This is a genomic window from Thermoflexibacter ruber, assembly GCF_900113045.1.
GTDB classification, from domain to species: domain Bacteria; phylum Bacteroidota; class Bacteroidia; order Cytophagales; family Thermoflexibacteraceae; genus Thermoflexibacter; species Thermoflexibacter ruber.
Genome location: NZ_FONY01000002.1, coordinates 1 through 24,176 on the forward strand (window position 1 = coordinate 1; position 24,176 = coordinate 24,176).

The window sequence follows — 24,176 nt, forward strand, 5'->3', positions numbered from 1 at the left end:
ACATCCCTAACTTTTGCTATTTATTTAAACTTTATAACTCAACAACCTATCTTAGATATAAAAAACTTTATATTTTAACTAGCACAATTGGTTACGCAAGCATAAAAATAGATTTTTCGGGCAACGGAAAAGAAGTTTCGGCACAAGTTATTCACTTGCCTAAATTGATGCAAATTACAGAATTAAAGAACCTATTTGAAAGGCAAGGCTATGCCACAGATTTTAAAGTTAATGATTATATCATTGCCCCCGAAATTTTTAATAATATCTATAAAGGTGCTTTGGGAGAGGTAATTGGAAAATACATTTTTGAAAAATATGTTTTACCCAATACTAAGTTACAAGAACTACCCAACGAAATTTTTGAAAGATTTGATTTTGAGTTAGATAAAGGCGTTTTCATTGATTTCAAGTTTTGGAATGAAGAAAATAGCCAAGAGCAACAAACGCAAATTGAGAAAATATTTGGCTTAAAAGTGCCTGATATTCAACAAAAAGGATTTGAATTTAGTAAAGTTTTCATCATCAATATTTTGGCAGATAGTCGTTTTCCTATCCGAACAAGTCAGAACGGGCAACTCATTGAAGTTCCGTATTTGATTGACAGCAGTAGTTTTGCGATTGCTGAAAATGTTATTTTTGAATTACGTAACCTTTTAAGCACGAAATAATGCAGTACAAAACCAACCAATTAGAAAAAACTGTTTTGTTCTCAAACGAGAACTTTCAACATATTACACAAGATTTTTGGGTATATAAATTCACTACCGTAAATCCGTCCTATCAATATTCTTTGATAGATGATTTAAAGCAAGATTTACCAAATGTAAAGTCTGTTGTTTATCTGCAAGGCAAGGCTTTTTATACGTTGTTTGAAAAAGCAAAATTCAAAAATGATTTTGAATTAGAAGACAAGATAAAATCAGTTATCAATAACAGTGAGGAAGTACAATTTTCTCAAATCACCAATTTGAGAGATGAAAACGAAATAGACAAATGCCATTTAGCCCAACTTTTATTCAATAGTTTAGCAAATACTTCATCTAAAAATGCTAAATGCTCAAATATTACAGGTAGTTTATATTGGGTAATAAAAGCAGTTGAGGCAAAAGAAAAAGAGGATAAAGCCAAAATGACGTGGCAATATATTACCCTGAAATTAGAATTAGACTATCATTTGCACCTAAAAATAGAGGTAAAAACCTTTTCTAATCTTTTGATGACGGGTAAAATGAATTTTGCCAATAGAAAAACACAGTTAAAAGATTATTTGCAATATGAAATACTTTCGGGCAATATTCGCAGTATGCGAAGACTAAAAAGTAAGGAATACAATAAAAAACCTGAAACAACGTACATTTTAGCCCAAGCAGACGGCAAGAAAAGCACCGTTTCATTTTTAGATTTTTCAGATTGGAATAGTTTTGAAATGTCCAAAAGCGGTGTTTTGTATCTTTTTTTGAAAGAAGTACAAGAGCAGTTATCTAAATACATTACGATTAAGTTTGTAGAATTACCTTTTAGCCAAGAGAAAACGGAGTTTGATAAACAATTATCAGACAGCGTAAAAGCCAAAATAAAGGAGTTTTACCAAAACAAACCTATTGTTATCAATATCGCAGACAGCCTAAAAGACAACCAAGAGGCAAAGCAATTAGCCCAAGATTTGCAAACCTTTCTCACAGACAAAGAACGAGAATATAAAGCAAAGAATGTAACTTTTGGTAATTTATCTGAAAGTGCTTTGAATATTCGTATTATTCGTAGCAAGGAAAATTATGACGAACAAAATGATGAGCATTGCAATAAATACCAAAATGGTAAATATAGAAATTTCTTAGTTCATCATATTACCACAGATGACTTTGATATTGAATTAGAAAAAACCAAGAATGGTGAAACAAAAAAAATACTTTCAAACCCTGCTATTGATGTGATTTTGAAAGAAAGTTACATCAAAAATGATATTAAGCAAGGGAAAATCACTATTTTGGATTGGACTTTTGGCGAGTGGTTATTTATGGGAAAAGAGGAGATAAAAGAAGAAAACCAAAGTAGTAAGGATAAAAAATATGCTTTCCATTTGTTGAAAGTCTTAGAAAATGGCAATTTAGAATTTACAACTTGCCTACCCGACCAAGTTTTCAGTAATTCCGATTATGAAAGACTGAAATCAATTTATCAAACTTACGATAAATTCAATGGCAGGGAGTTTTTGAATTGTCTTTTGGTTTCAAACCATCAAGATGTTAACTTGATATTTGAAACACCACGTTTCACTATTCAAGAAATTGAAAAAATTGGAGAAAAATTGGAGTTAGAGGCACAAGAAACCGAATTACAAAAAAGCCAAGTATTGGCAATTCTTGAAAAGTTTGTTGCAGAAAATCAAAGTTTTGCGAGTGATGAAAAGTTACAAAACACTATCAATCACCTAAAAAATTTCAGAGATAAGTTAAGTAAAGACGAGTTAAACAATATTTTTAAGGAACAGGGTTTAATCAACCGCACCAAAATCAAAAAAGCCTTTTGCGATTTTTACTATCAAAATTCAGAACAATATTTAGGAAGAAAAGACGTATTGCATCATTTTTTCAAGGGTAAAGAAGAAATAGAAGAACTATTCGCCTCTAACACAAATATTTATTATCAAAATGAAAATGCAACAGAGGCTTTCTATTTTGTAGGAGTTGTACCCAAGCAAATACAAACAAGTTTCCAAAATGCAACCAACATTCGCAAAATAAAAGCAGTTAAGAACCTGAAAGGACAACAAAGCCGACTTGTATTTGACCAACTTTTACAAACAATGGCAGTAGATTTCGTAAAACAAGGAAGTTTGACAGTGCTACCGTTTCCGTTTAAGTACCTGAGAGAGATACAAAAGTAAATGCGTGCATCATTGCATTTGTGGCAAGCGGGGCGACAGTGCTTAATTGAAGTTTTGTGCTTTCTATTTACATTTGTGCTTGCCGACAGATTAGTGCTTCTAAGCCCTGCCTTCGCCAAGCCTTTTCCGTTAGGCACAATTTTAAAAAGCCAAAACAGGGAAAGCAAAACTAAAAATTAGCAGCCTAACTACTGAACAGTTTGAATTTTAATCACACTTAAAATAGTTAGCCCAATGGGAAGACAAATTCATTATTTATGAAAAAGTATTTACCCAAGAGGAAATCAAGATGGATTTAGGAGGCTTGAACAAAGGAGCTTATTTTATTGAAATTGAAGATAGTAGAGACAAACAAGTCAGGAAAGTGGTGAAAGAGTAGAGAAAAAGTTATCAAAAGAAAATAGAGAAGCCCCCACAATGATTTTGGAGATGATTGTGAGGGCTTTTTTTCTTTGGATAGCTTACATAAAAACATCTTCAAACTCTATTTCTAAGTCGTTGGCAAGGTCAGTAATTTTACCAGAAGAATATACTTTTTGGTTTCTCAAACTATCCTGCACAATTACTATTTTAGTAGAAGGAATGACAATCCAGCAAGATTTTACACCCCAAGAAAAATAAATTTTAGATTTACTTGTCAAATCAGTCAAAAACTGTTTGGGAGAAAGTATCTCGATAGCGATGAGTGGTGGCGTATCCACATAAATTTGGTCATCTGCTGCCCAATCTACTTCTTGGGCAGGAAAAACACATACATCTACTACGTATTCTTTTCCATTTACACTTAGCGAAAGTTCTGTATAAGCATCAAACTTACTTTTATATTTACTTCTGATAGCATAACTAATATTAGACTGTAAACGGGCATGAAATAAACTTGGTATATCTTTGCTTTCATTAAAATCTTCTATTTCGTATTTTTCAATCAGGTCTGTGGTCAGTTCCATACAATTTTCTCATTTTTTGATATTGTTAAGATACAATTATTTTTGCTATGAATCAAGAAAATAAAAGTTCTTCATAAAAAATTTCTCCTTCCTTGCTCAAAAAATCCAAGGAGATTCCCTTAATCTTGTATTACAAGGGGTAGAGGAGAACCTGATAGCCTCTGGAGAACATAAACAAAAACAACGGCAAGCAAAGGCAAAACAAAACTCGAGCAAACTCAACACTAACCTTCAACTTTTGTTGTTTGATAGACTAATTATTTATTAAAATTCGATAAAGTTTTGGATTTTACATAATTTTGCATAAAATTACCAATTCTTACCACTATTCTCACATATCGCCTATACTGTCTTAGGAACTTCAATATGTAAAAAATGATTATATATTTACAAGACTAATTTAAGTATGAAGGAAATTGCTATGGTACGAGGAGCAACAAACACAAGGCAAAATTGGTGTTTATGGGGTGTAATTGCTGTTTTGATGCTTGCTTGTAGCCCTAATGCCTTGGACAAGGGCACATCCACATCAAAGCATAAAATCTATTCGGCAGAGGATTTTTTTAGTACTCCTCATCTCAAAAAACCCATCTTTTCCCCCAATGGAGAAAAGATACTTCTTTCTACCAATAAGAATGGTACTTTTGACGTATTTGAACTTACCATAACTACAGGCGAACTCACTCAACTTACAGAATATGCTTCTAAATCGGCTTACGGCATTTCTTACTTCCCCAAAGACGAGCGTTTTTTGTATTCTTTGGACTTAGGATTAGACGTATCGCACATTTTTGTTCGCAATCTTGATGGAACTTCTACCGATTTGACCCCAGACTCGACAGCGAAAGCCATGTTTATGAAATGGAGTGAGGATAAAAAATCTTTTTATTACCTATGCAACAAAAGAGATAATCGTTATTTTGACTTGTATAAATTAGAGATAAAAAGTATTGATAAAAAAGATTTACGTTCAATCTTACTTTATGAAAACAAAGAGGGTTACGAAATACAAGGGATAAGCAAAGATGAAAGGTATTTGGCATTGGGCAAACTCTTTAACAGGAATCAGTCAGATGTTTTCATACATGATAGGCAGACAGGTCAGACTCAAAAAATCGTTGGGGACAACCAAGCATATAACTGGGCAGTAGGAGTGGACAATAATGAAAGCAAACTGTATTATCTGACCAACGCCGAAAGCGAGTTTTGCTACCTGAAAAGCTATGACTTTGATACAGAAAAGCATGAGGTCATTGCCAAAGAAGCATGGGACATCAACTATGTATTTTTCTCCCCCCAAAATACCTACCGAGCATTGCTTATCAATGAAGATGCACAAACCAAGCTAAAAATCTATCGAGAGGCAGATAATCAACTCATTAAAATTCCAGACCTCCCTTGCGGTGATATTAGTATGTTCAATTTTTCCGAAGATGAAAAAATGTGTTGCTTTATCCTCAATACGCCTACTTCGCCTAACGACTTGTATGTTTATGACTTTCAAACCCAGAAAGTTAGAAAAGTCAATATGGGAATAAGCACAGTACTGGACTATAAAAATCTATCAGAGCCAGACTTTGTTAAGTTTCCCTCTTTTGACGGCATGGAAATACCTGCGCTGCTTTACAAACCACTTCACCTTAAAGAAAATCAAAAAGTTCCTGCTTTGGTTTGGGTACATACTCCACTTGGAGGTCAAAATCGCGCTACTTACACGCCTATGATTCAATATCTTGCCAATCAAGGCTATGCAGTTTTAGCAGTAAATAATAGGGGTAGTTCTGGGTATGGAAAAACCTTTGCTGACGCTGATGAGGGCAAAGTAGGGGAAATTGACCTGAAAGATTTGATAGCAGGCAAGCAATTTTTAGAAAAGACAGATTTTGTTGCCAAAGGTAAAATAGGTATTATAGGGGCTGGGGCTTATGGTGGCTACATGTCTTTGTCTGCTTTGACTTTTGCACCGACTGAATTTGCCGTAGGGGTGGACTTATTTGGCATTACTAATTGGTTCAGAGTATTTAACAATCTTCCTGCTGCCGCCCAAGCAAGCAAACCTCTGCTCTACAAAAAAATAGGCAATCCAGCAACAGACTCTATTAGTATATACAATAAATCGCCCCTGTTTTTTGCCAAAGAAATTACCCGACCGCTGATGATAGTGCAAGGTGCCAATAATCCACGCGTGAACAAATCAGAAACAGACCAAATAATTAACGAGCTAAAAACCAATAAAATACCATACGAATATTTGCTTTTCCCTGATGAGCCTTACTTTTTCATAAAAAAAGAAAATGAAATTAAAGCTAATAAAGCTATCATCAAGTTCCTGAATAAGTACCTAAGAGGAGAAGTCAAAACCGAAACTTTGCAATAGCAAAGCAAAACATACACTTATGACAACAAAGCAAAAAGCAAAAGAAATTGCCAAAATCTTAGACCATTACTTCCCCAATCCTCCTATTCCTCTACATCACCAAGACGCATATACCTTACTGATTGCAGTATTGCTTTCTGCACAGTGTACTGATGAGCGTGTAAACAAAATTACCCCATTGTTATTTGCTAAGGCGGACAATCCTTTTGATATGCTAAAACTCAGCGTAGAGGAAATCAGAGAAATAATCAAACCTTGTGGACTTTCTCCCCGCAAATCGCAGGCAATTTATGACCTTTCTAAAGTCTTGGTAGAGAAATATGCGGGAAAAGTTCCTAATACCTTTGAGGAGTTAGAAGAACTATCAGGCGTAGGGCATAAGACGGCTTCGGTAGTCATGTGTCAATGGTATGGCATACCTGCTTTTCCTGTGGATACACACATTCATAGATTAGCGGCACGCTGGGGGCTATCCAATGGCAAAAGTGTGGAAAAAACAGAAGAAGACTTAAAGAACCTTTTTCCTAAGTCTTCTTGGAACAAATTGCACTTACAAATTATTTATTTTGGACGCAGCTTCTGCCCTGCTCGCGGACACAAAAAAGAAGAATGTCCTATTTGTAGCAAGTATGGGGTCGCTGACTGAGTTACTTACTCTTCTATACTTTCTGTTTGCAAGTAGGGTTTCCATGTATCATCACCGATACCTGAGAAATCCCGCAAGAATACAACAAAAGAAGGCTTGAAAGGAGCATAAGGCAATCTCATGCCCGCTTCTTCTGGGGTGTAATCCCCTTTGCGAGCATTACACTTCTTGCACGCTGTAACCAGATTAGTCCACTTAGTTTTTCCACCTCTGGAACGTGGCATGACGTGGTCAATGGTCAAATCTTCGCGAGAACTGCAATAAACGCATCTATGCCCGTCGCGTTTGAAAATGTTATGACGATTCAACATAACACTTTTATAAGGCATATTCACATAGCTATACAAGCGAATCACTGATGGCATAGGAAAAGACTGACTGACACTTCGCAAAAAAGTGTTTTCTACTTGATTAACCACCTCTGCCTTATCGAGAAATACCAGTAAAAACGCCTTGTAAACGCTACAAACTGTCAAGGCTCGGTAATCTGAATTAAGTACAAGTACTTTTCTTGCCATAAGTTTTAGGTTTATAGTTCCTTTCCCTACAAAGATAAAGTTTTATTACAAACTTAATATTAATTTTATGTTAATAATTAAAAGAGTATATCAACTACCAAATTATTGTATTTCAACTATATTTTTAGATTTTTAGTTCAAAAGTTACTTTGAAAATTTATAAATTAGTTTTGATTTTCTTCTTCAAACTCGTAAATTAGAGGAAAGTCAAAACTAATTCTACTAAAAATCCCATGAAAAAATATTATTTTCTGCTTGTGCTATTCTTAGGGCTAAGCCCATACTTTACAGAAGCACTCGCCCAGACCACCAAAACTGTACCTCTGAGAGGAATTACCGTACAAAGCGATTTTCTAAAGGATTCGTATTACTACGGCACTAAAAAACTCAATAGTTCTTATGATTTGACTATTCCCTTTATGGAGATAGGTGACAAAGAAGTAGATAGGCTATTTCAATCTGCTAAAACCATGCGTACGCTCCAAACAGCATCTTCCCTTTTGCCACTTTTATACTTTTCTTATGCCTTGAGAAACACAAGCGCACTTTACAATCTTGCTCCTTTTTACTGGGTACTCGGAGGCTCTTTGTCTATCAATATAGGTCTGGGGATATGGGGACGTGCCAATATCAGAAAAGCGATTCACCGATACAATGAACTGATTATGATTGATAATACCCCACAGGCTATATATGCTATGCCCCAGTTCCAAGGCGTACATTTGACTTGGCGATATAAGTTTTAAAAATCTTGTAAACTAATTTAAGACATTCCCTTATCTTTGCTTTTATCTTTATAAACGCATATAGACATCATGTTCGAAGAATTTGCAAAGTTTTTAAATGAGCAGTGGGAGGAGGTAGCCGCCCAAGAAGCCAAAGGCAAAGACCTCAAAGAAACCATCACTTGGAAAGTGGAAAATATGGAATTAAGAGCCATTTACACGGAAGCGGACTTAGCTAATATTTCCTATCTTCAGACTTTTCACCAAACCCTCCTCAATCCTGATGCTCCACAAAGAACATGGAGAAATGCTCAAAAAATCATCGTTTCAACGGAAAAATATGCCAATGCGTTGGCACTCGAAGCCCTCAATGGAGGAGTAAATGAAATTATATTTGAGGTAAGTCAGATAGAAAAACTTGATATAGAAATTTTACTTGCTGAAATTCTCCTGCCTTATTGTGCAGTTTCTTTTGTTTGTAAGGAAAATCAAGCTACCCAACTACTTGATGGCTATCTTTCATACGCAAAAAAATATAACTACGATGTTTCTGCTTTAGTTGGGTCAATAGCTTTTTCAGATGTTTCTGTGCCAAACATAGAAGTCTTGAGAAACTTATTTGCTCTTACCCAATCCGCACCTAACTTTTTAGTGATAAATTTGCTTTCCACAGAAACACACATAACAGATAGGTATGCAAATTTACTTCTCAAAGCTACCCATGTCATAGACTCACTGCTGAGAGAGGATTTCACTATTGCACAAATTGCTCAAAAAATACAATTTACCATTGGACTTAGCAATGCTTATTTCTTAGAAATAGCTGGGCTAAGAGTATTGAGAATGCTTTTTACTGAGATAGTCAAAGAATATGGACTCGAGGATTACAAGCCGTATCAAGTGCTGCTACAAGCCAACACGACCATTAGTACAGATGAAAAAACAATCCAAGAACCTGATTGGAATATGCTCAGCAATACTACCCAAGCCATGTCTGCTATCATTGGGGGGTGCGATGTACTTTGCGTAATACCTCATAATGAAGGAATTGGTGAAGTGAATAGCTTTTCGCATCGCATAGCGCGTAACGTGCATAACCTTTTGGCAGAAGAATCTTATTTTGATAAAGTCATAGATGCAGGTGCAGGGGCTTATTACATAGATGTCCTTACAGACAAACTCGCTGAGAAGGTTTGGGAGCAGTTTACTGCACAACAAGCCCTTTGATTATTACTATTTTAACCTCCCTCTCAGAAGGGGAAGAGCTGGGCGGTTATTTGAACTACTTACTTTACACAAACAGATGCAATATCAGTACCCCAATTAGCCCTACAATAGACACAAGGGTTTCCATAACCGTCCAAGTTTTCAATGTTTCCTTGATAGTCAGGTTAAAATATTCTTTGAAAAGCCAAAAACCTGCATCGTTCAGATGAGAAAACATCAGGCTACCTGCCCCAATCGCTAAGACCATCAACTCGGGTTTGATGTGCGTTTGTTGTTGAATCATCGGAGCAAGAATCCCTACTACTGTCAGTCCTGCTACGGTAGCTGAACCTACCGCTACTCTGATAGCCCCTGCGATTGCCCAGCTCAGCACTAAGGGAGAAATAGGAATGTATTGCAACTGCTCGCCTATGTACTTGCTAATCTGACTGTCATTAAGGACTTGTTTCAAAGCACCTGCCCCTGCTACGATGAGCAGAATAGTAGAAGTCGATTTGAAAGACTCCTCCAATTTTTTCATCACCGTTTTCATGTCATAGCCTTGCCTTAGCCCAAGCAGATAAATAGCCAAGAGTACAGACAGTAACATTCCAATATACGGCTCTCCAAGTAGTTGTAAAACAGGGGATTGGAAATTAAAACTTTTGATGATAGCAGTAAGCGAGAACAAGAGCAAAGGCAATAAAGTCGTTACGATACTTATTCCCAAAGAAGGCAGTTTTTCTTGTGGCAATACATTGACTTGGAAAGGGGAATCTCCTTCTCGGTATTGGTATTTTCTCAATGTTTTGCCAAAGATAGGACCCGCTACTACAATAGCTGGAATGGCTATCACTATGCCATAAATTAGCACTAAGCCCATGTCTGCCCCGATTTGCGTGGAAATAGCTACAGGAGAGGGGTGGGGGGGAAGGTAGCCATGCGCCACTGACAACGCCGAACACATAGGGATAGCGATGTATAAAATAGGCAATTTAGTAGAAGATGCCACAGCAAAAATCAGTGGGACAACGATGATAAAACCTGCATTGTAAAACAGGGGAATCCCAATGATAAAACCCGCTAATGCCAGACCCCATTGCACATTTTTGACTCCAAAAATAGAAATGATAAACTGGGTAATTCGCTGTGCCGCACCACTATCCGCCACCAACTTCCCCAACATTGCTCCAAAGCCAATAATCAGAATCAAATCGCCCAAAGTATTCCCAATGCCTACTTGAATCGACTTGCCAATGGCGGGAACAGACATTCCTGTAAGAAAACCTAAACCCAGTGCCACCAAGATAAAAGAAATAAAAGTATCTAATTTGATGTATGTAATGAGAAAAATAAGGACTAAAATCCCAATGAGCGCGTATAGAATAGGCATGAGAATTTTGACATTTAGATTTAAAAAAAAAAATACAATACGCACAAAGTAAATTGCTTTTAGGAAAAAATGCGAATTTTGTCTTTGGAAAAAGCAAACATTTTTTACAATCCAAGAGATGTTTTTTTACCTTTACAAAATTTTTATCAGACAATCAGCATAAATTCATTTTAAGCTATGTTTATCAAATACTTTCGGTTTATTCTTTTGTTGTTCTTCTTGGCCGCCTGTCAGTCCAAGCAAACAAGTAAGGAAGATTTTAATAAAGTATTGCAGTGCTTTAAAAAAGTAGAACTGCCTTACAAGATTGAAGCAGGGCATGGGAGCGAAAACTTGTTAGATTCTGCCTTTTTCCATGAAAAAATTTTTTCTTCTCCGCTCAAATGGTATCAACTCCCTTCCCAATCAGGTTTGAGCATAGAAGGGCTGGCACCTTCGCATGAAAATGTAAACTGCGGTTACTTAATGTTTGAAAATGAAAGATTTGTGGTCATAGATATTCAAGATACACGCATCGGTTTTGACCGCTATTTGTTAGTTTTTTCCAAAGCAGGCGATTTGATTGACGGTATTCCTGTAGCCCATCTCAGCAAAGGCAGGAATGGTGATGAGAGCTTTGAAATTGAGCAGTTTAGTGAAATAGACCAGAATTTAGTAATTAGAATGACAGAAAACATCAAACACTCTTTCTTAGAAACTACATCTTCGGAAGAGAAAGTTACTAAAACGGCTACTTATCAGATTAAAGAGGACGGAAAAATTCAATTTGTAAAGAATTGACCGAACCTACTAAGTATTAAGCAAATCTTTGTCTGATAGATAATAAGTAATTGTACCTGTTTCAGTTACATCTATTTCAAAGATTTCTTTTTTATAGAGTTCGTCTAACTTTTTCTTTGCTTCATCTATGGAAATATTCAATTTCAGGCAAAGAGCCGCAGGGGTAATTTTCCCTTTGGACTGCACAGCTACCGAGATGACATCAGCGTCTGTAATAGCTTTTCCTTTCTTGCCCTCAATGGAATTGTAGTTTTTTGTAGCGTCTTTGAGTACGTACCTGTGCTTAGAACCTGACCAATCACTCCAATCCCATTTCTGATGAATGATGCCTGACATAAGTAAGCTATTAATCTTTGTTTGTGCCTCATCTAAGGAAAGGTCTGTTTTTTCACAAAGCAAGACAGCACTAATCTCACCTCCATTTTGTCTTGCAATCTCAATTACTTCTTTGTCAGAAACCATAGCACTAATTTTTTTAGTCTTTTCCAAATGTGATTTGATAGCAAAAAAAATAACACTTCCTGCAACACCTAATCCCAAAATAACAGCTATCAAAGTAATTATCATGCTCATATTTTTAATATTTTCTTACTTTTTACAAAAATACAATTCTTTATTTTTATTTTATCGAATAGGCAAAACAAAAATGCGAGTATTAAAGTAGTATCATTACCAAGTTTATGGATACATTTCGTATTTTTGCCCAAAAACTATCAAGTGAAACAATTTGCCGCTCTTATTTTTGAATTAGCCAATAGCACTAAGACCAACGATAAATTACAGACTTTGGTGGAGTATTTTTCCACTGCCTCCAAAGACGACCAAATCTATACTTTGGCTCTTTTTACAGACAGAAGACCTAAAAGGGCTGTGAATACTACTAAGTTGCGAGAGTGGTGTGCGGAGCTGGCAGGGATTCCGCTTTGGCTTTTTGAGGAATCTTATCAGCACGTAGGGGATTTGTCAGAAACCATTGCCTTAGCATTGGGTACACAATTATCTGAAAAAGAACATGGTGCAGAAAAATCGCTTAAAGAGTGGATTATTTTTCTTCAGGACTTGCAAAATAAAACAGAGGAGGAAAAAAAAATAGCCATTACCCAAGCATGGAAAAGTTTAGATAAAAATGAATGTTTTGTTTTTAATAAACTCATGGGAGGAAATTTTCGTGTGGGCGTTTCCAAGGCTATGATAATCAATGCTCTATCCAAAGTGTATAAAATTGATGCTCAGGTAGTAACTCATCAAATTAGTGGGAATTGGCAAGTAGAAAATACCTCTTTGGAGGAACTCGTTCAAGGCAATGTAGGCGAAACCGATATTTCTAAGCCTTATCCTTTTTACTTAGCGTATCCTTTGGAAAGCGAAATCCACACCTTAGGAAATCCACAAGGCTGGCAGGCAGAGTGGAAATGGGATGGTATTCGCGGGCAAATCATCAAAAGAAATGGAGAAATCTTCGTGTGGAGTAGAGGAGAGGAACTTATTACGGACAAATTCCCAGAGTACGAAGTCCTAAAAAAACTGCTTCCTGATGGCACAGTATTAGACGGAGAAATCTTACCTTTTAAGGATAATAAGCCTCTTATTTTCAATGTCTTGCAAACAAGGATAGGAAGGAAAAATATTACAAAAAAAATCTTGCAAGACGCACCCGTAATTTTTTATGCTTATGATTTATTAGAGTACAAAGGCAAGGATATTAGGCAAGTGCCTTTAAGCCAACGGCGAGAATTGTTAAATCAAATGATAACCAACTTACCAAACGAAATACTGAGGCTTTCTCCTTTAGTAGATTTTGCAACTTGGGAAGAATTGGCTAACTTACGAGAAAAAGCACGCGAAAATGGAAGCGAAGGTTTGATGCTCAAAGCAAAAAATTCTATTTATCAAGCAGGACGCAGGCGAGGCGATTGGTGGAAATGGAAAGTTCATCCCCTTTCTATTGATTGTGTGCTGGTGGCAGCACAAAAGGGACACGGAAGGCGAGCCAATCTTTACACAGATTATACCTTTGCGGTGAAAGATGGAGAAAAATTTATTACTTTTGCCAAAGCCTACTCAGGACTGACAGACAAGGAGTTTGAGGAAGTAAATGTTTTTATTCAGCAAAACATCATAGACAAGTTTGGACCTGTAAGAACCGTAAAACCTGAATTGGTGTTTGAATTGGGTTTTGAAGGAATTGCTCCCAGCAATCGGCACAAATCAGGCATTGCCCTCCGTTTCCCAAGAATTTTACGGTGGCGAAAAGATAAGAAGATAGATGAAATCAATACGTTGGAAGATTTAAGGAAAATGTTATGAAAGAAGAAAAGTATCAATTTATGTCTGAGGCAGTTAGACTCTCTTTAGAGAATATACATACAGGTGAAGGCGGTCCTTTTGGAGCAGTTATCGTAAAAAATGGACAAATCATTGCCAAAGGTAACAATCAAGTGTTAAAGACCAAAGACCCTACGGCTCATGCGGAGATAGTAGCGATTCGCGAAGCCTGTAAAGTATTGGGAACGTTTCAGTTAGAAGATTGCGAGCTTTATACAAGTTGCGAGCCTTGTCCTATGTGTTTAGGAGCTATCTATTGGGCAAGACCTGCCAAAGTGTATTATGCCAATACTCGCCAAGAGGCAGCATCAATAGGCTTTGATGATGCCTTCATTTACCAAGAAATAAATACACCTTTTGAGCAGAGGAAAATTCCTATGGAATATCTGCCTCACCAAGAGGCAATTATTGCTTTTCAACAATGGACAGAGAAAAGCGACAAAACCCTTTATTAAACTTTACACCTGAAGAATATTTGAACCTCTCGCATAGTTTATTTGTTAGTTAGGTTATAGTTGGAAAATCTATATTTTTATTTACGTATTTATCTAATTGAAAATCATAATTTTATAGTATAAAATGAGTACAAGAGGTAGAGTGTTAGTAGCGATGAGTGGTGGAATAGATAGTTCCTTAGCGGCGGTGCTACTGCACGAACAGGGTTATGAGGTAGTAGGAATGACCATGAAAACATGGGATTATGCTTCTTCGGGAGCGAAAAAAAAAGAAACGGGTTGTTGTAGTTTAGATTCCATTAACGATGCTCGCAATGTAGCTGTAACTTTGGGGTTTCCACATTATATCTTGGACATTCGCGAAGAGTTTGGAGATTACGTAATTGACCATTTTACAGGAGAATACTTAGCAGGACGAACTCCGAATCCATGTGTACTTTGCAATACGCATATCAAATGGGACGCTTTGCTGAGAAGAGCCGACAAACTCAAATGCGACTACATTGCCACAGGACATTATGCCAACGTCAGAGAGGAAAACGGTAGATTTGTTATTTCCAAAGGCTTAGACCAAGCCAAAGACCAATCCTATGCACTTTGGGGAGTATCCCAAGAAAGCCTTAGCCGAACCATTTTCCCCTTAGGAAAATTGAGAAAAACAGAAATTCGCCAAATGGCAACAGAAAGAGGTTTCATAGATTTGGTTAATAAGTCAGAGTCTTATGAAATCTGTTTTATCCCTGATAACGATTATCGCGGTTTTTTGAAAAATCGCGTGCCAGATTTGGAAACAAGCGTTGATGGGGGAGAATTTGTTTTAGAAGATGGAACAGTGGTAGGTAGGCATCAGGGCTATCCATTTTACACCATTGGGCAAAGAAAGGGCTTAGGCATTGCCTTGGGCTATCCTGTCTTTGTTACTGAAATTCAAAAAGATACCAATAGAGTCGTCTTAGGGACTTACAAAGAGTTGGCAAAAGATGGTATGTGGGTGCAGAAACTAAACATGATTAAATACGCAGACTTGCAAGACAAACAGGTAGAAACCATTACCAAAATTCGCTATAATGATAAAACAGGTACACCTGCGCTCATTACCCAAGAAGGCGACCGCATGAAAGTACTGTTCCACAAAGAGGTGTACGCCATTGCTCCCGGACAGGCAGCAGTATTTTATGAAGGCGATGACGTAATTGGGGGGGGCTGGATTATGTCAAGTTTTAAACAAGAAAAATAGCCTTTTGATAGATAATGGTTTGAAAATTGATAATTTAATCTTTGCAAAAGACCTATCAGGCTTGAGTATCTCAAATCTTATGGTCTTTTGTAAGGATAACTTCTGTAAAACATGATTGAAATGAATATGAAAAAAATATTTTCTTTGCTTTCCATTACACTATTACTCTTTGTATTAACATCAGCAAGGTATGAAAACCTTTTGGATAAAGGGAAACTTCCTGAACTCAAAGTAGAGGTCTATAACAATGGTAAAAAAGTTTCTTTTATTAGGAAAAAGTTACAGAACATTCCCGCTAATACCACTACAGGCTGGGTAAAGGAAAATGTAAGTCCAAAAGAATTGGGAAAATTGGAAGTGAAAATTCTTAACGAACAAGAGGTAAATCAAGTACTGCGTCAAAATTATAGATTGATTATCAATCAGTTGGATATTATGTTGGTCAGAGGTGAGCGATTAATAGGCAACCCACAAACCTTTGCTGACTATCGTGATGCAGCTCAGTTTCCAATAAACGAATGGCTGGGCAATCAGAAATATACCTCCAAAGACCGAGTAGTAGTGGCTTTAAGCTATGTCTATCAAATGCAGGACAATCCTGCACTAAGTGAACAAAAGGCTTTTGTAGTAAATTTTGAGCTACGATAAATCATTACTTTTCATGTTTCGCACTGAACTGCAAGTTTTTCCTGCTAAAACCCAAATTTCTTTGCAAAATCCTATTTTGCTTTTAGGTTCTTGCTTTTCAGATAATATAGGTAAACTGCTACAAGAAAACAAGTTTTCTGTTCTGCCTAACCCTTTCGGGGTCATCTATAATCCTATTTCTATTTTCAATTTGTTAGAAAGTAGTATTTTAGGCAAATCAAATCTTAATGATTTTTTTCTGCAAAGAGAAGAAATTTGGTATCACTATGATTTTCACTCGGGAATCTCAGCACTAAGAAAAGAGGACTTAGAAAAACAAATCTTGGAAAAGTTCAAACAAGTAAATCATTTTTTTTCCTTTTCAAATACTACTACTTTTTTAATCCTTACGCTGGGAACGGCTTTCGTGTATGAACTCAAAGGGAAAGAGAAAATCGTTGCTAACTGCCATAAAATGCCATCTTCGCTTTTTGAAAAGCGACTGCTTTCTCCCGAAAATATGGTCAAGGAATTTGAAAAACTATATGAAATACTACCCCAAAATCTACATATCATATTGACAGTCAGTCCTGTAAGACATATCAAAGATACTATCCCTCTCAATTCAGTAAGCAAATCAGTCCTTCGCTTTGCTTGCTACCAAATAGCAGAAGAATTTGAAAATGTGAGTTATTTTCCTGCTTACGAATTGATGATAGACGATTTGCGAGATTATCGTTTCTATGAAGCTGACATGTTACACCCTAATTCACAAGCAATCAACTATATTTTCCATAAGTTTGTTGAGATGTATTTAGATACTCCTGCTTTGATGTTCTTAAAAAAATGGGAAAAAATTTACAAATCCTTGCAACACAAGCCTTTCTATCCACATACTTCTGCTCACCAGCAGTTTTTAAGGCATCTTCTCCAACAGTTAGAAGCGATTACAGAAGTAGAAGTAAGCGAGGAGATTCATCTGGTCAAAGAGCAAATGATTTAGATAAATGCTTGATAGCCATTTGTTTATATTTGTTTAGTTCAGGCAAGGCTACCCCGATTTCCTTTGCTTTCTCGTCCCAAGTTCGCATCTGGATAGAAAGTGAAAAAAGCGTGTCGTTCTCAAAATTAGTGGCTTCCATTTCTGTCATTTTTCCGCCTTGAAACTCCAGAGTCTTTTTGCTTGCCTCTGAAAGTGCCTGATAATAAGTAGGATACTTGAAAGTCAAGTAACGTTTTGCCTGCACGTGATTTTCCACTAAACGAGCAGTTTTTTCTGAAAAACCTTTACTTCTGAGAAAATCTGCCCCGATTTGTTCGTGTCTTTTTACTCCATAGCCGTCCATGCTCTCAAAAATGCCTTCTTTGGCGCATAGATGCCCAATATCATGAAAAAAAGCGGCTAAGATAACTTCTTCATCAAACCCTTCTTCTTCCGCTAATTGTGCTGATTGGCAGGCGTGTTCTATTTGGGAGATAGGCTCTCCGATATAGTCCTCTTTGCCATATTTATCAAAAAGTATAAATACCTCATGAATAGTTTGTTGGATTTTTTCTTGCATAATGTTATGTATTAAAACTGTAACCTTGTTGTTAGCCAAAAATGCCTACCATAGCCATCTACGCCAGAGCCATGAATGCGATACAACACATTAAAAATGTTGCCTAAACCTCCTACAAAGCGGATATTTTTGTAAGTATAACCTAAGTGGAGATTGACCACCTTCCAACTTGGCGTTCCTTCTTTGCCTATTCGGTTATCATCTTTGTCCCCTTGCGCTAATCGGTCTTGCTTTCCTGCAAAAAGATATTCTAAGTTAGCATAGAATTGCTTTTGTGAGTAAAAAAGGCTGAGTTTTCCATTCAAGGGAGGTATCCTACGTACAGGCTCATTATTAGTTTTATTTTGCCCATAAAGATAAGTTATGTTGCCTAAAATTGTAAATTTAGAGGAAATCTGATAGGCAAATTCTGCTTCTGTTCCTCTGATAACTGCCTCAGCTACATTTTCCTTGCGGTACACTTGGTAGCCTTGTATAGAATCTCTGCCTTGTCTTACTCGATTTATCAAATTGCTCAATTGATTTTGAAAAACAGCAAAGCTACTTGAAAATCTGCCTGCATTAGCTTTCCAAGCTATTTGTGTATTTAGTGATTTTTCAGGCTGTAAGTTATTGGTTGGCAGTTCATAGCGAAAATCTACAATGCCCAAAGTACCTAAGTCATCTACGTTAGGACTGCGAAAGGCAGTATTAGCAGAAGCAATCAATTTGTGATTTTTATGGAATCGGTATGCCAAAGAAATATCGCCTACCAATGCACTGGGAGAGATAACAGCTTTGCCAATAGTTTGCTCAGGAATACTCAAGCGAATGAAATTATAACGCAAACCAGAAGAAATATTGAATTTGCTGAATCTGAACTGGTGCAAAGTAAAAAACGCCAAATTGTCCATAGTGGACTTGTCAGGATACAAGCCTCTTTTATAAGTTGGGCTAAGGGTCTGTGGATTGAACTCCAAACGCATGCTACCGACTTTGTCAAAGTAATATTCTGCCCCAGACTGAATTTCCCAAAAGTGGGTGGGGGCAGAGTGTATTTGGAAAATTAAGGCTTGTGTACGAGTTTTATCTTCCTCATAAACAAGAGTTTGACTTTGATTTCTTCGGTTATACCTGCCCTCATGCGAGAAATGATAGCTGTAAGTAAGTTCTACTTTTTGGAAAAGTCTGCTTTGATAAAACCCTGCTAATCTGGCGTAGAAAAGTTGTCTGTCTTGTGGGTCAAAGTAAGAAAATAGGTAATTTTCTAAAACTACTCTGTGGTACAAAGGAACTTGATTTTGCTCTACATACTGATAGTTCAGTGTAAGTAAGTAGTTGTTTGATAGGCGAAAGCGGGCTTTGGTATTGAAAGTGAGTTCGTTGTAGCCTGTAGGAGTCAGTTTACCCTTGCCTCCTCCTGCTAAAATATCTCCAAAATTGCGATAAGAAAGTCCCGTTTGCACGGCTATATTTTTGCTGGAGAGTTCTATTTCGCCTCTTCCGCTCTGTTCCATGCCGCTACTCATCATTTTGCCATACAGATTTCCATTGATAGTGAGTTTGTCAGAAAAAGTAGGATTTTTGGTAAACACCTGCACCAAACCGCCAATAGCATCGCTACCGTATTGCACTGAGCCAGCCCCTCTGATTACTTCTATCCGCTCCAGACTTAGCGGGTCTATCGTGTTGAAATACTGATTGGGACCTGAGCGAAAAGTAGCATTGTTTAAGCGTATGCCGTCAATCATAAGCAAAGTCTGTTGCCCTGTCAGACCTCTGACGAAGGGCGAACCTCCACCGTGATTAGTCTTTTGCACAAATACCCCCGTAGTTCCCATCAAAATCTCAGGCGTAGAACGTAGGGTATTTTGAAAAAGTTGGGTAGCAGACACTACTGAAGTAATAGCATTAGTTTCAAACTCATTCTGCTCGTAGCGATTGGCACTGACAATGACCTCTTTGTGCAAAGAAAATGTAGCAGCTCGCATGGGGATTGCTAATATCTCTGACTGCTCATTCACTTGAATCTCCTTTTGCAAGGTTTCGTATCCTACACAAGAAATTTGCAGAGTAATTTTTTGAAAGTTAGGTAGTTGAATACTAAAACTCCCCTCTTTGTCGCTGGATACGCCCAAAGAAGTTTGCAGAATAATAATATTGGCTCTTTCAATGTTTGTTTGGGTTTGGCTATCGTAAACCCGACCTCTAAGTAAGAGATTTTGCCCTTGCAGACAAAAAACAAAGGAGCAGAAAAAGAGAATAAGTAAAAAAATTTGCTTCATGTCAGTTTAGATTACATCAGTCATAAAAGCAAATAAAGAGAAAATAAAAGAATTAGATAGGAAGAGAAGTTTAAGTTTTAATGAACTTTATCTTGGTACAGTTTTGTAAAGCAGGACAGCAATGCCAGCAAAAAGTAGCGGAGGTATCAAAGCGGCGGTCAAGGGTTCTAAACTTCCTGCCTGCCCCATGCTTTTGCACATACGCACCAAAGTAATAAAGACAAAAGCCAGAAAAAAGCCCAAAGCGATTTGCCAACCTGTCCCTTGCCGAGATTTTCGGGCTGAGACAATTACGCCCATAATGGTCAGAATGATGATGGCAAAGGGATAAGTATATTTTTCGTACATCTCCACTGCAAAGATACCCACATTCGTATTCCCGCGAGAAAGCTGTTTGTTGATGTATTCTTTGAGTTCGGGCAAGGTAAGAGCCGTTTGGAGTTCGTGAGTGCTTTCAAAATCATTGGGGCTGAGGTTTAAGGCAGTATCTAAGGCATTGCCGCTTTCTATTTTTTCCTGCTCGCCGTCAAAAGTATGCAGTTTATAATAATCGACTTTCCACGTGTTTTTAGTAGTATCATAGGTAATGCGATCTGCCACTAACTTAGCTTCTAACCTGTTCCCTCGTAACTTTTCTATGGTAAAAAGATAGCCTACTTTTGAGATATTGTTATAGCTTTGCATATAGATAAAAGTTTCTGGGGCTACTTTCATGTGAATATCTCTTTGGTCAAAGTAGTATTGCCCTCTGATGTACTTGCCTTCAAAAGCTACACGTATCTTATTGGCTTTGGGGATAATCCAAGCATTGAGGAAAAAAGTAGCAATCGCTAAAATGACTGCCCCTACTACATAGGGAACGAGCAGACGCATAAAACTCACGCCTGAAGCCAGAATAGCTACTATTTCTGTGCGGGCTGCCATGCGAGAGGTAATAAAAACTACAGCAATAAAAACCAATATGGGGCTGAGCATATTGTTGATATGCAGGGTAAAATTGAGATAATAGTCAATCAAAATGAGGTCAAAAGGGATTTTTTTACTGATAAAGTCATCAGTTTTTTCTCCAAAATCAATCACATTGATAACCGCCAAAATTATCAAAGTAACAAAAAAGAAAGTAGAAAAAAACTTTTTAAGTATGTATTTGTCAATGAGTTTTATCATTCTTGTTATTTGGGTTAAGTAGTCCAACTTAGGAGAATAGCTGCTCGAGCAGCGGTTCAAATATAAGGCAAAAGCTAAATCAAAGCAAACATACTAAAAATCTTGCTTTAACTCCCTCAAAACCGTATCGTACAGTTCAGGTAGGATTTCGCTGATTTCGCCTTTTTTGTAGCCCAGCACTTCCAAGATAGCCCTGTCCATGGCTACCCTGCCCTCAAAACGCTTTTCTATTTGCTCTACTATGCTTGGAAACTCTACGCTACTCCACTTGTCAAAGACTGCTAATAACTTTTCCTTTTCTTTGTCTGTGAGTTTTTCATAATCAAGGAGTTGGAAGTTGAGAAGGTCAGTTTCTTTAATATGTGCATACATTCCTGTTGCTTGGCTTTTATTCACGATAACTTGTATCAAATGTAAAATACTATTAAAGTTCAAACATAGGATTTTGGCTTGTTTATTTGAAATATTGGGTACTATTTTAAATACATCTGCTTGTAAAAAATCATTTTCTGAATAAATTGCTAAAAAAGATGTATTGGGAGAATAAATATTAATTTTCATTGCAACAGCTAAATTCACAAACTTATTTTTTGCTTTCTTCTGTGCCAATTCCCAATCAAAATCTTGCTTATCTTTTAGTTTGGGCGATAGTTTTTTAATTTGCTCAAAATCAGGAAATTTATCAGAAATCCAGTAATCATGCTGTTCCTTGATTTCAAAAGTTTTAACACCTGTAATCGTTCTCAATGCTTTTTTTACTACTTTTTTAGGCACTCTATAGCGCAAATCTGTTTTACCCAATCTGATGTTTAAATAATTTTCTTTTTCACTTTCCAAAATCATAAATGCTCTTTCTATTCTGCTTTTTTCGTTTATTGGATTTGTAATAAAGGTTGCGTCCATTAAACCTCCATAACCCGCAGAAGTATAACAATCTCGTACAAAATTTTTAGGAAAATTCATTAACTTACTTTTATTCAGCTTCTTATAAAACTCATTAATAGTTTGGTAGCTTTTCAGTGTGCTTGCCCAAAGGAAATACATCAAGTTAGTATGTTTTTCTTGGAGTTGCTCTTGTGTTACAGTAAAAATGTCAAAAGTTTCATTGCTTTCGTTTTCCGCCTTGCGGATTTGGTTGTAGAGTTTGGGCATCTCCTCATTTTTGAAACTTCTGATGCTTTTCTTGAAATACACGATTTTGCAAGTGTCCTCTGCCTCTGGCTTTTTCTTTTCTGTGATGAGCAAAATATCCCTAAATGCCGCCCCTTCGCTGAAAGCCAAATCACCTACGGGCTTTACTATGTACCTGACTGTATGGTTTTTAAAAATAAATTCTCTGATTTTTTCGCTTGCCTGCCCTCTGGCAAAATTGATAGGGATAACCGAACCCACTAAACCATTTTCTTTGACCAATAAATCACCCAAAACCAAGAAATAGCCCCACAAATTGACCAAGTTACCGCAATGCTTGTTAAGTGTTGTATTTTGGTTTAGCTTTTCTTGCATGGATTTAGGCATTTTCTCTCTGTCAGAATAGGGTGGGTTCATAATCACCACATCAGACAAGTTGAGAGTAAAACCTGCACTCTCTCCTTCGGGATTGATAGCCCCTTTTTTTACTTTTTTGCTTTCATAAATTTTGAAAATTGTGCCTTGTATGGTTTCGTTGTAGCCTTCTATGTCTATGCCAAAGTCAGTTACTCTCTCTCGATTCAGTGGACTTGCCAACTCCAAAGAATCACGCGTAGCAAAGCGCACTACATTGGTAACTTGCTCGATGTTTTGCATAGTGAGGTTTATCGTGCTGATATGCGCCGCAAAAGGCATGATGTCAATACCTGTAATGTCATTTTCTATGAAATCCTTGTGCATTTGAGCTTGGTTAGCATAGCCTAACATTTTTTCGTAAAGCCACTGCTTGCGTTTGTAAGCGGCGACCAGTAGCGTTCCAGAACCGCAAGCAGGGTCAATCAAGGTATCTTCATAACTCTCAATAAGCAAACCAGCCAAAAGGTCTGCGGCGTTGGGGTGAGTATAAAATGCGGCTAAGACTTTGCGAACCTCATGCGGTATGAGTTCGTGAAAAAAGCGACCCGCCAAATCGTGGGTGATGTACTCTGCGCGCAAAGACTTGATACCCAAAATCAAATCATTGAGTTTTTGAATAAAAAAAAGTTCGTTAGGGATATGTCCTAAGATATTGACCTTATAAATAGACTTGTAATCAATGAGTTGTATTTCATCAAAATACTTTTGAATGTCTTTGACGTGCTTGATTTCTACAATTTCTGGAACTCTATTTTCTGTTTTTCTATGAAAAATATGGTAAAACAAAATTTGATTAAAAAGTAAAAAAGAAGCAAGGTTAAGCACCTGTTTTTGAGCAGTTTCCTTATCTTTGAAGTCGCCAATAGAGGAAAACAAATCCAGTTTGCTTACTATTTCTTCTGTGAGGCTTTCTTGATTAAAACGGTAAACCGCACTATTAAAGTCAGTTACGTAGTCATTAATACGGTTTACAGTTGATTTGAAGTCAATACTTGGCTTTTCTTGTATAAATTTTTCTTTGAGCTGTTTGATGAAATTGATAAGGGTAGTTTTAGGTATATTTTCAGACCATTTTTCAGTAGCTACATAGGCATAAATCTGGGTTTTCAATACAACATCACTAAAAGGAGTGCTACCAAACAGGCTTTCTTGTTTGAGTTTCTTGGGAAAAACAAAGACAATAAAATTATTTGTTCCCAATTTTTGAGCATACCTATATGCTTGTACGGAGGCACTTGGTAATACTTTTTCATCATCAAGTTTGACCTCTACTACAAATTTTTGCCCTTCGTATTCAAACAAAATATCTGGTCTTGTATTTATATCTTTGAATTTCGTTTCTCCAATCGCATCAAAACCCTCATTGCGAAGGTATTGGATTATTTCAGGGTAGAGGGTGCTTTCTTGGATTTGAGGTGTTTGTTGAATCATTGTTTTACTTTGTACTGTGTTTGCTTCCTCCTCGGCAAAGGAAAAATTCAAAAATAATCAAATTTTATCTCAAAACCA

The 24,176-nt window shown here is 36.9% G+C and carries 20 protein-coding genes; 12 read left to right on the top strand and 8 right to left on the bottom strand.

The annotated features are described in order from the left end of the window. Nucleotides 1-671 (top strand): hypothetical protein (locus BM141_RS01105; protein ID WP_221407611.1); only part of this gene is annotated, 671 nt, incomplete at its 5' end. Next, complete coding sequence (locus BM141_RS01110; protein ID WP_091538576.1) at nt 671-2,890, top strand: hypothetical protein; 2,220 nt, start codon at nt 671-673, stop codon at nt 2,888-2,890. The genes BM141_RS01105 and BM141_RS01110, both read left to right, overlap by 1 nt. A 461-nt stretch (nt 2,891-3,351) precedes the next feature. Here the strand turns inward: BM141_RS01110 and BM141_RS01115 are convergent, their stop codons facing one another. Beyond that, complete coding sequence (locus tag BM141_RS01115) at nt 3,352-3,837, bottom strand: Uma2 family endonuclease (RefSeq protein ID WP_091538579.1); 486 nt, start codon at nt 3,835-3,837, stop codon at nt 3,352-3,354. Between the two features lie 406 nt (nt 3,838-4,243). On the opposite strand from BM141_RS01115, the gene BM141_RS01120 reads away from it, so the two are divergent. Beyond that, nucleotides 4,244-6,214 (top strand): S9 family peptidase, encoded by a 1,971-nt coding sequence (locus BM141_RS01120; protein WP_091538581.1) that lies wholly within the window; start codon nt 4,244-4,246, stop codon nt 6,212-6,214. A gap of 19 nt (nt 6,215-6,233) precedes the next feature. Continuing rightward, nucleotides 6,234-6,860: an endonuclease III gene (nth, locus tag BM141_RS01125; protein WP_091538585.1), complete on the top strand. Its 627-nt coding sequence runs from the start codon at nt 6,234-6,236 to the stop codon at nt 6,858-6,860. Nucleotides 6,861-6,865: 5 nt separating this feature from the next. On the opposite strand, the gene BM141_RS01130 is transcribed toward nth, so the two are convergent. Beyond that, complete coding sequence (locus BM141_RS01130) at nt 6,866-7,378, bottom strand: HNH endonuclease (protein ID WP_091538591.1); 513 nt, start codon at nt 7,376-7,378, stop codon at nt 6,866-6,868. 233 nt (nt 7,379-7,611) lie between these two features. On the opposite strand from BM141_RS01130, the gene BM141_RS01135 reads away from it, so the two are divergent. Beyond that, a complete protein-coding gene (locus BM141_RS01135; protein ID WP_091538594.1) occupies nt 7,612-8,124 on the top strand; it encodes a hypothetical protein in 513 nt (170 codons plus the stop codon). 69 nt (nt 8,125-8,193) lie between these two features. Next, a complete protein-coding gene (locus BM141_RS01140) occupies nt 8,194-9,330 on the top strand; it encodes a methylmalonyl-CoA mutase family protein (RefSeq protein ID WP_091538597.1) in 1,137 nt (378 codons plus the stop codon). A gap of 64 nt (nt 9,331-9,394) precedes the next feature. Here BM141_RS01140 and BM141_RS01145 read toward each other — a convergent pair whose 3' ends face one another. Beyond that, on the bottom strand, nt 9,395-10,702 hold the full coding sequence (locus BM141_RS01145) for a GntT/GntP/DsdX family permease (protein ID WP_091538600.1): 1,308 nt from the start codon (nt 10,700-10,702) through the stop codon (nt 9,395-9,397). Nucleotides 10,703-10,879: 177 nt separating this feature from the next. Between BM141_RS01145 and BM141_RS01150 the strand changes: the two genes are divergently transcribed. After that, complete coding sequence (locus tag BM141_RS01150; RefSeq protein WP_091538602.1) at nt 10,880-11,482, top strand: hypothetical protein; 603 nt, start codon at nt 10,880-10,882, stop codon at nt 11,480-11,482. A gap of 9 nt (nt 11,483-11,491) precedes the next feature. Here BM141_RS01150 and BM141_RS01155 read toward each other — a convergent pair whose 3' ends face one another. After that, a complete protein-coding gene (locus BM141_RS01155; RefSeq protein WP_091538605.1) occupies nt 11,492-12,055 on the bottom strand; it encodes a hypothetical protein in 564 nt (187 codons plus the stop codon). A 144-nt stretch (nt 12,056-12,199) separates the two neighbouring features. On the opposite strand from BM141_RS01155, the gene BM141_RS01160 reads away from it, so the two are divergent. From BM141_RS01160 to BM141_RS01180, 5 genes are all read left to right on the top strand, one after another. Further along, the gene (locus tag BM141_RS01160) at nt 12,200-13,789 is read left to right on the top strand and encodes an ATP-dependent DNA ligase (protein WP_091539139.1); all 1,590 of its coding nucleotides are present in this window, start codon (nt 12,200-12,202) and stop codon (nt 13,787-13,789) included. Next, a complete protein-coding gene (locus tag BM141_RS01165; RefSeq protein WP_091538609.1) occupies nt 13,786-14,262 on the top strand; it encodes a nucleoside deaminase in 477 nt (158 codons plus the stop codon). The genes BM141_RS01160 and BM141_RS01165 overlap by 4 nt, the downstream gene beginning before the upstream one ends. Nucleotides 14,263-14,386: 124 nt before the next feature. Beyond that, entirely contained in the window at nt 14,387-15,499 is a 1,113-nt protein-coding gene (gene mnmA, locus BM141_RS01170) for a tRNA 2-thiouridine(34) synthase MnmA (RefSeq protein WP_091538612.1), read from the top strand. A 126-nt stretch (nt 15,500-15,625) separates the two neighbouring features. Further along, nucleotides 15,626-16,147 carry a hypothetical protein gene (locus BM141_RS01175; protein WP_143090742.1) on the top strand — a complete coding sequence of 174 codons (522 nt, stop codon included), beginning with the start codon at nt 15,626-15,628 and terminating at the stop codon, nt 16,145-16,147. A gap of 13 nt (nt 16,148-16,160) precedes the next feature. Next, nucleotides 16,161-17,129, top strand: coding sequence for a GSCFA domain-containing protein (locus BM141_RS01180; protein WP_091538618.1), 969 nt, complete (start codon nt 16,161-16,163; stop codon nt 17,127-17,129). Here the strand turns inward: BM141_RS01180 and BM141_RS01185 are convergent. The 4 genes from BM141_RS01185 to BM141_RS01200 all read right to left on the bottom strand — a co-directional run bounded on the left by BM141_RS01185 (nt 17,110) and on the right by BM141_RS01200 (nt 24,149). Further along, entirely contained in the window at nt 17,110-17,688 is a 579-nt protein-coding gene (locus tag BM141_RS01185; protein ID WP_091538621.1) for a phosphonate degradation HD-domain oxygenase, read from the bottom strand. The two genes, BM141_RS01180 and BM141_RS01185, sit on opposite strands and share 20 nt — an antisense overlap. An 11-nt stretch (nt 17,689-17,699) precedes the next feature. Beyond that, on the bottom strand, nt 17,700-19,952 hold the full coding sequence (locus BM141_RS01190; protein WP_091538625.1) for a TonB-dependent receptor: 2,253 nt from the start codon (nt 19,950-19,952) through the stop codon (nt 17,700-17,702). An 87-nt stretch (nt 19,953-20,039) separates the two neighbouring features. Further along, nucleotides 20,040-21,119, bottom strand: a complete 1,080-nt coding sequence (locus BM141_RS01195) for an LptF/LptG family permease (RefSeq protein ID WP_317039420.1) — start codon at nt 21,117-21,119, stop codon at nt 20,040-20,042. 93 nt (nt 21,120-21,212) lie between these two features. Further along, nucleotides 21,213-24,149 (bottom strand): Eco57I restriction-modification methylase domain-containing protein, encoded by a 2,937-nt coding sequence (locus BM141_RS01200; protein ID WP_091538629.1) that lies wholly within the window; start codon nt 24,147-24,149, stop codon nt 21,213-21,215. Nucleotides 24,150-24,176: the final 27 nt, after the last annotated feature.

Excerpts from the sequence above, each read along its gene's own strand:
- BM141_RS01110 (WP_091538576.1), top strand. The coding sequence starts at position 671 with ATGCAGTACAAAACCAACCAATTAGAAAAAACTGTTTTGTTCTCAAAC.
- BM141_RS01115 (WP_091538579.1), bottom strand. The coding sequence starts at position 3,837 with ATGGAACTGACCACAGACCTGATTGAAAAATACGAAATAGAAGATTTT.
- BM141_RS01120 (WP_091538581.1), top strand. The coding sequence starts at position 4,244 with ATGAAGGAAATTGCTATGGTACGAGGAGCAACAAACACAAGGCAAAAT.
- nth (WP_091538585.1), top strand. The coding sequence starts at position 6,234 with ATGACAACAAAGCAAAAAGCAAAAGAAATTGCCAAAATCTTAGACCAT.
- BM141_RS01130 (WP_091538591.1), bottom strand. The coding sequence starts at position 7,378 with ATGGCAAGAAAAGTACTTGTACTTAATTCAGATTACCGAGCCTTGACA.
- BM141_RS01135 (WP_091538594.1), top strand. The coding sequence starts at position 7,612 with ATGAAAAAATATTATTTTCTGCTTGTGCTATTCTTAGGGCTAAGCCCA.
- BM141_RS01140 (WP_091538597.1), top strand. The coding sequence starts at position 8,194 with ATGTTCGAAGAATTTGCAAAGTTTTTAAATGAGCAGTGGGAGGAGGTA.
- BM141_RS01145 (WP_091538600.1), bottom strand. The coding sequence starts at position 10,702 with ATGCCTATTCTATACGCGCTCATTGGGATTTTAGTCCTTATTTTTCTC.
- BM141_RS01150 (WP_091538602.1), top strand. The coding sequence starts at position 10,880 with ATGTTTATCAAATACTTTCGGTTTATTCTTTTGTTGTTCTTCTTGGCC.
- BM141_RS01155 (WP_091538605.1), bottom strand. The coding sequence starts at position 12,055 with ATGAGCATGATAATTACTTTGATAGCTGTTATTTTGGGATTAGGTGTT.
- BM141_RS01165 (WP_091538609.1), top strand. The coding sequence starts at position 13,786 with ATGAAAGAAGAAAAGTATCAATTTATGTCTGAGGCAGTTAGACTCTCT.
- mnmA (WP_091538612.1), top strand. The coding sequence starts at position 14,387 with ATGAGTACAAGAGGTAGAGTGTTAGTAGCGATGAGTGGTGGAATAGAT.
- BM141_RS01175 (WP_143090742.1), top strand. The coding sequence starts at position 15,626 with ATGAAAAAAATATTTTCTTTGCTTTCCATTACACTATTACTCTTTGTA.
- BM141_RS01180 (WP_091538618.1), top strand. The coding sequence starts at position 16,161 with ATGTTTCGCACTGAACTGCAAGTTTTTCCTGCTAAAACCCAAATTTCT.
- BM141_RS01185 (WP_091538621.1), bottom strand. The coding sequence starts at position 17,688 with ATGCAAGAAAAAATCCAACAAACTATTCATGAGGTATTTATACTTTTT.
- BM141_RS01190 (WP_091538625.1), bottom strand. The coding sequence starts at position 19,952 with ATGAAGCAAATTTTTTTACTTATTCTCTTTTTCTGCTCCTTTGTTTTT.
- BM141_RS01195 (WP_317039420.1), bottom strand. The coding sequence starts at position 21,119 with ATGATAAAACTCATTGACAAATACATACTTAAAAAGTTTTTTTCTACT.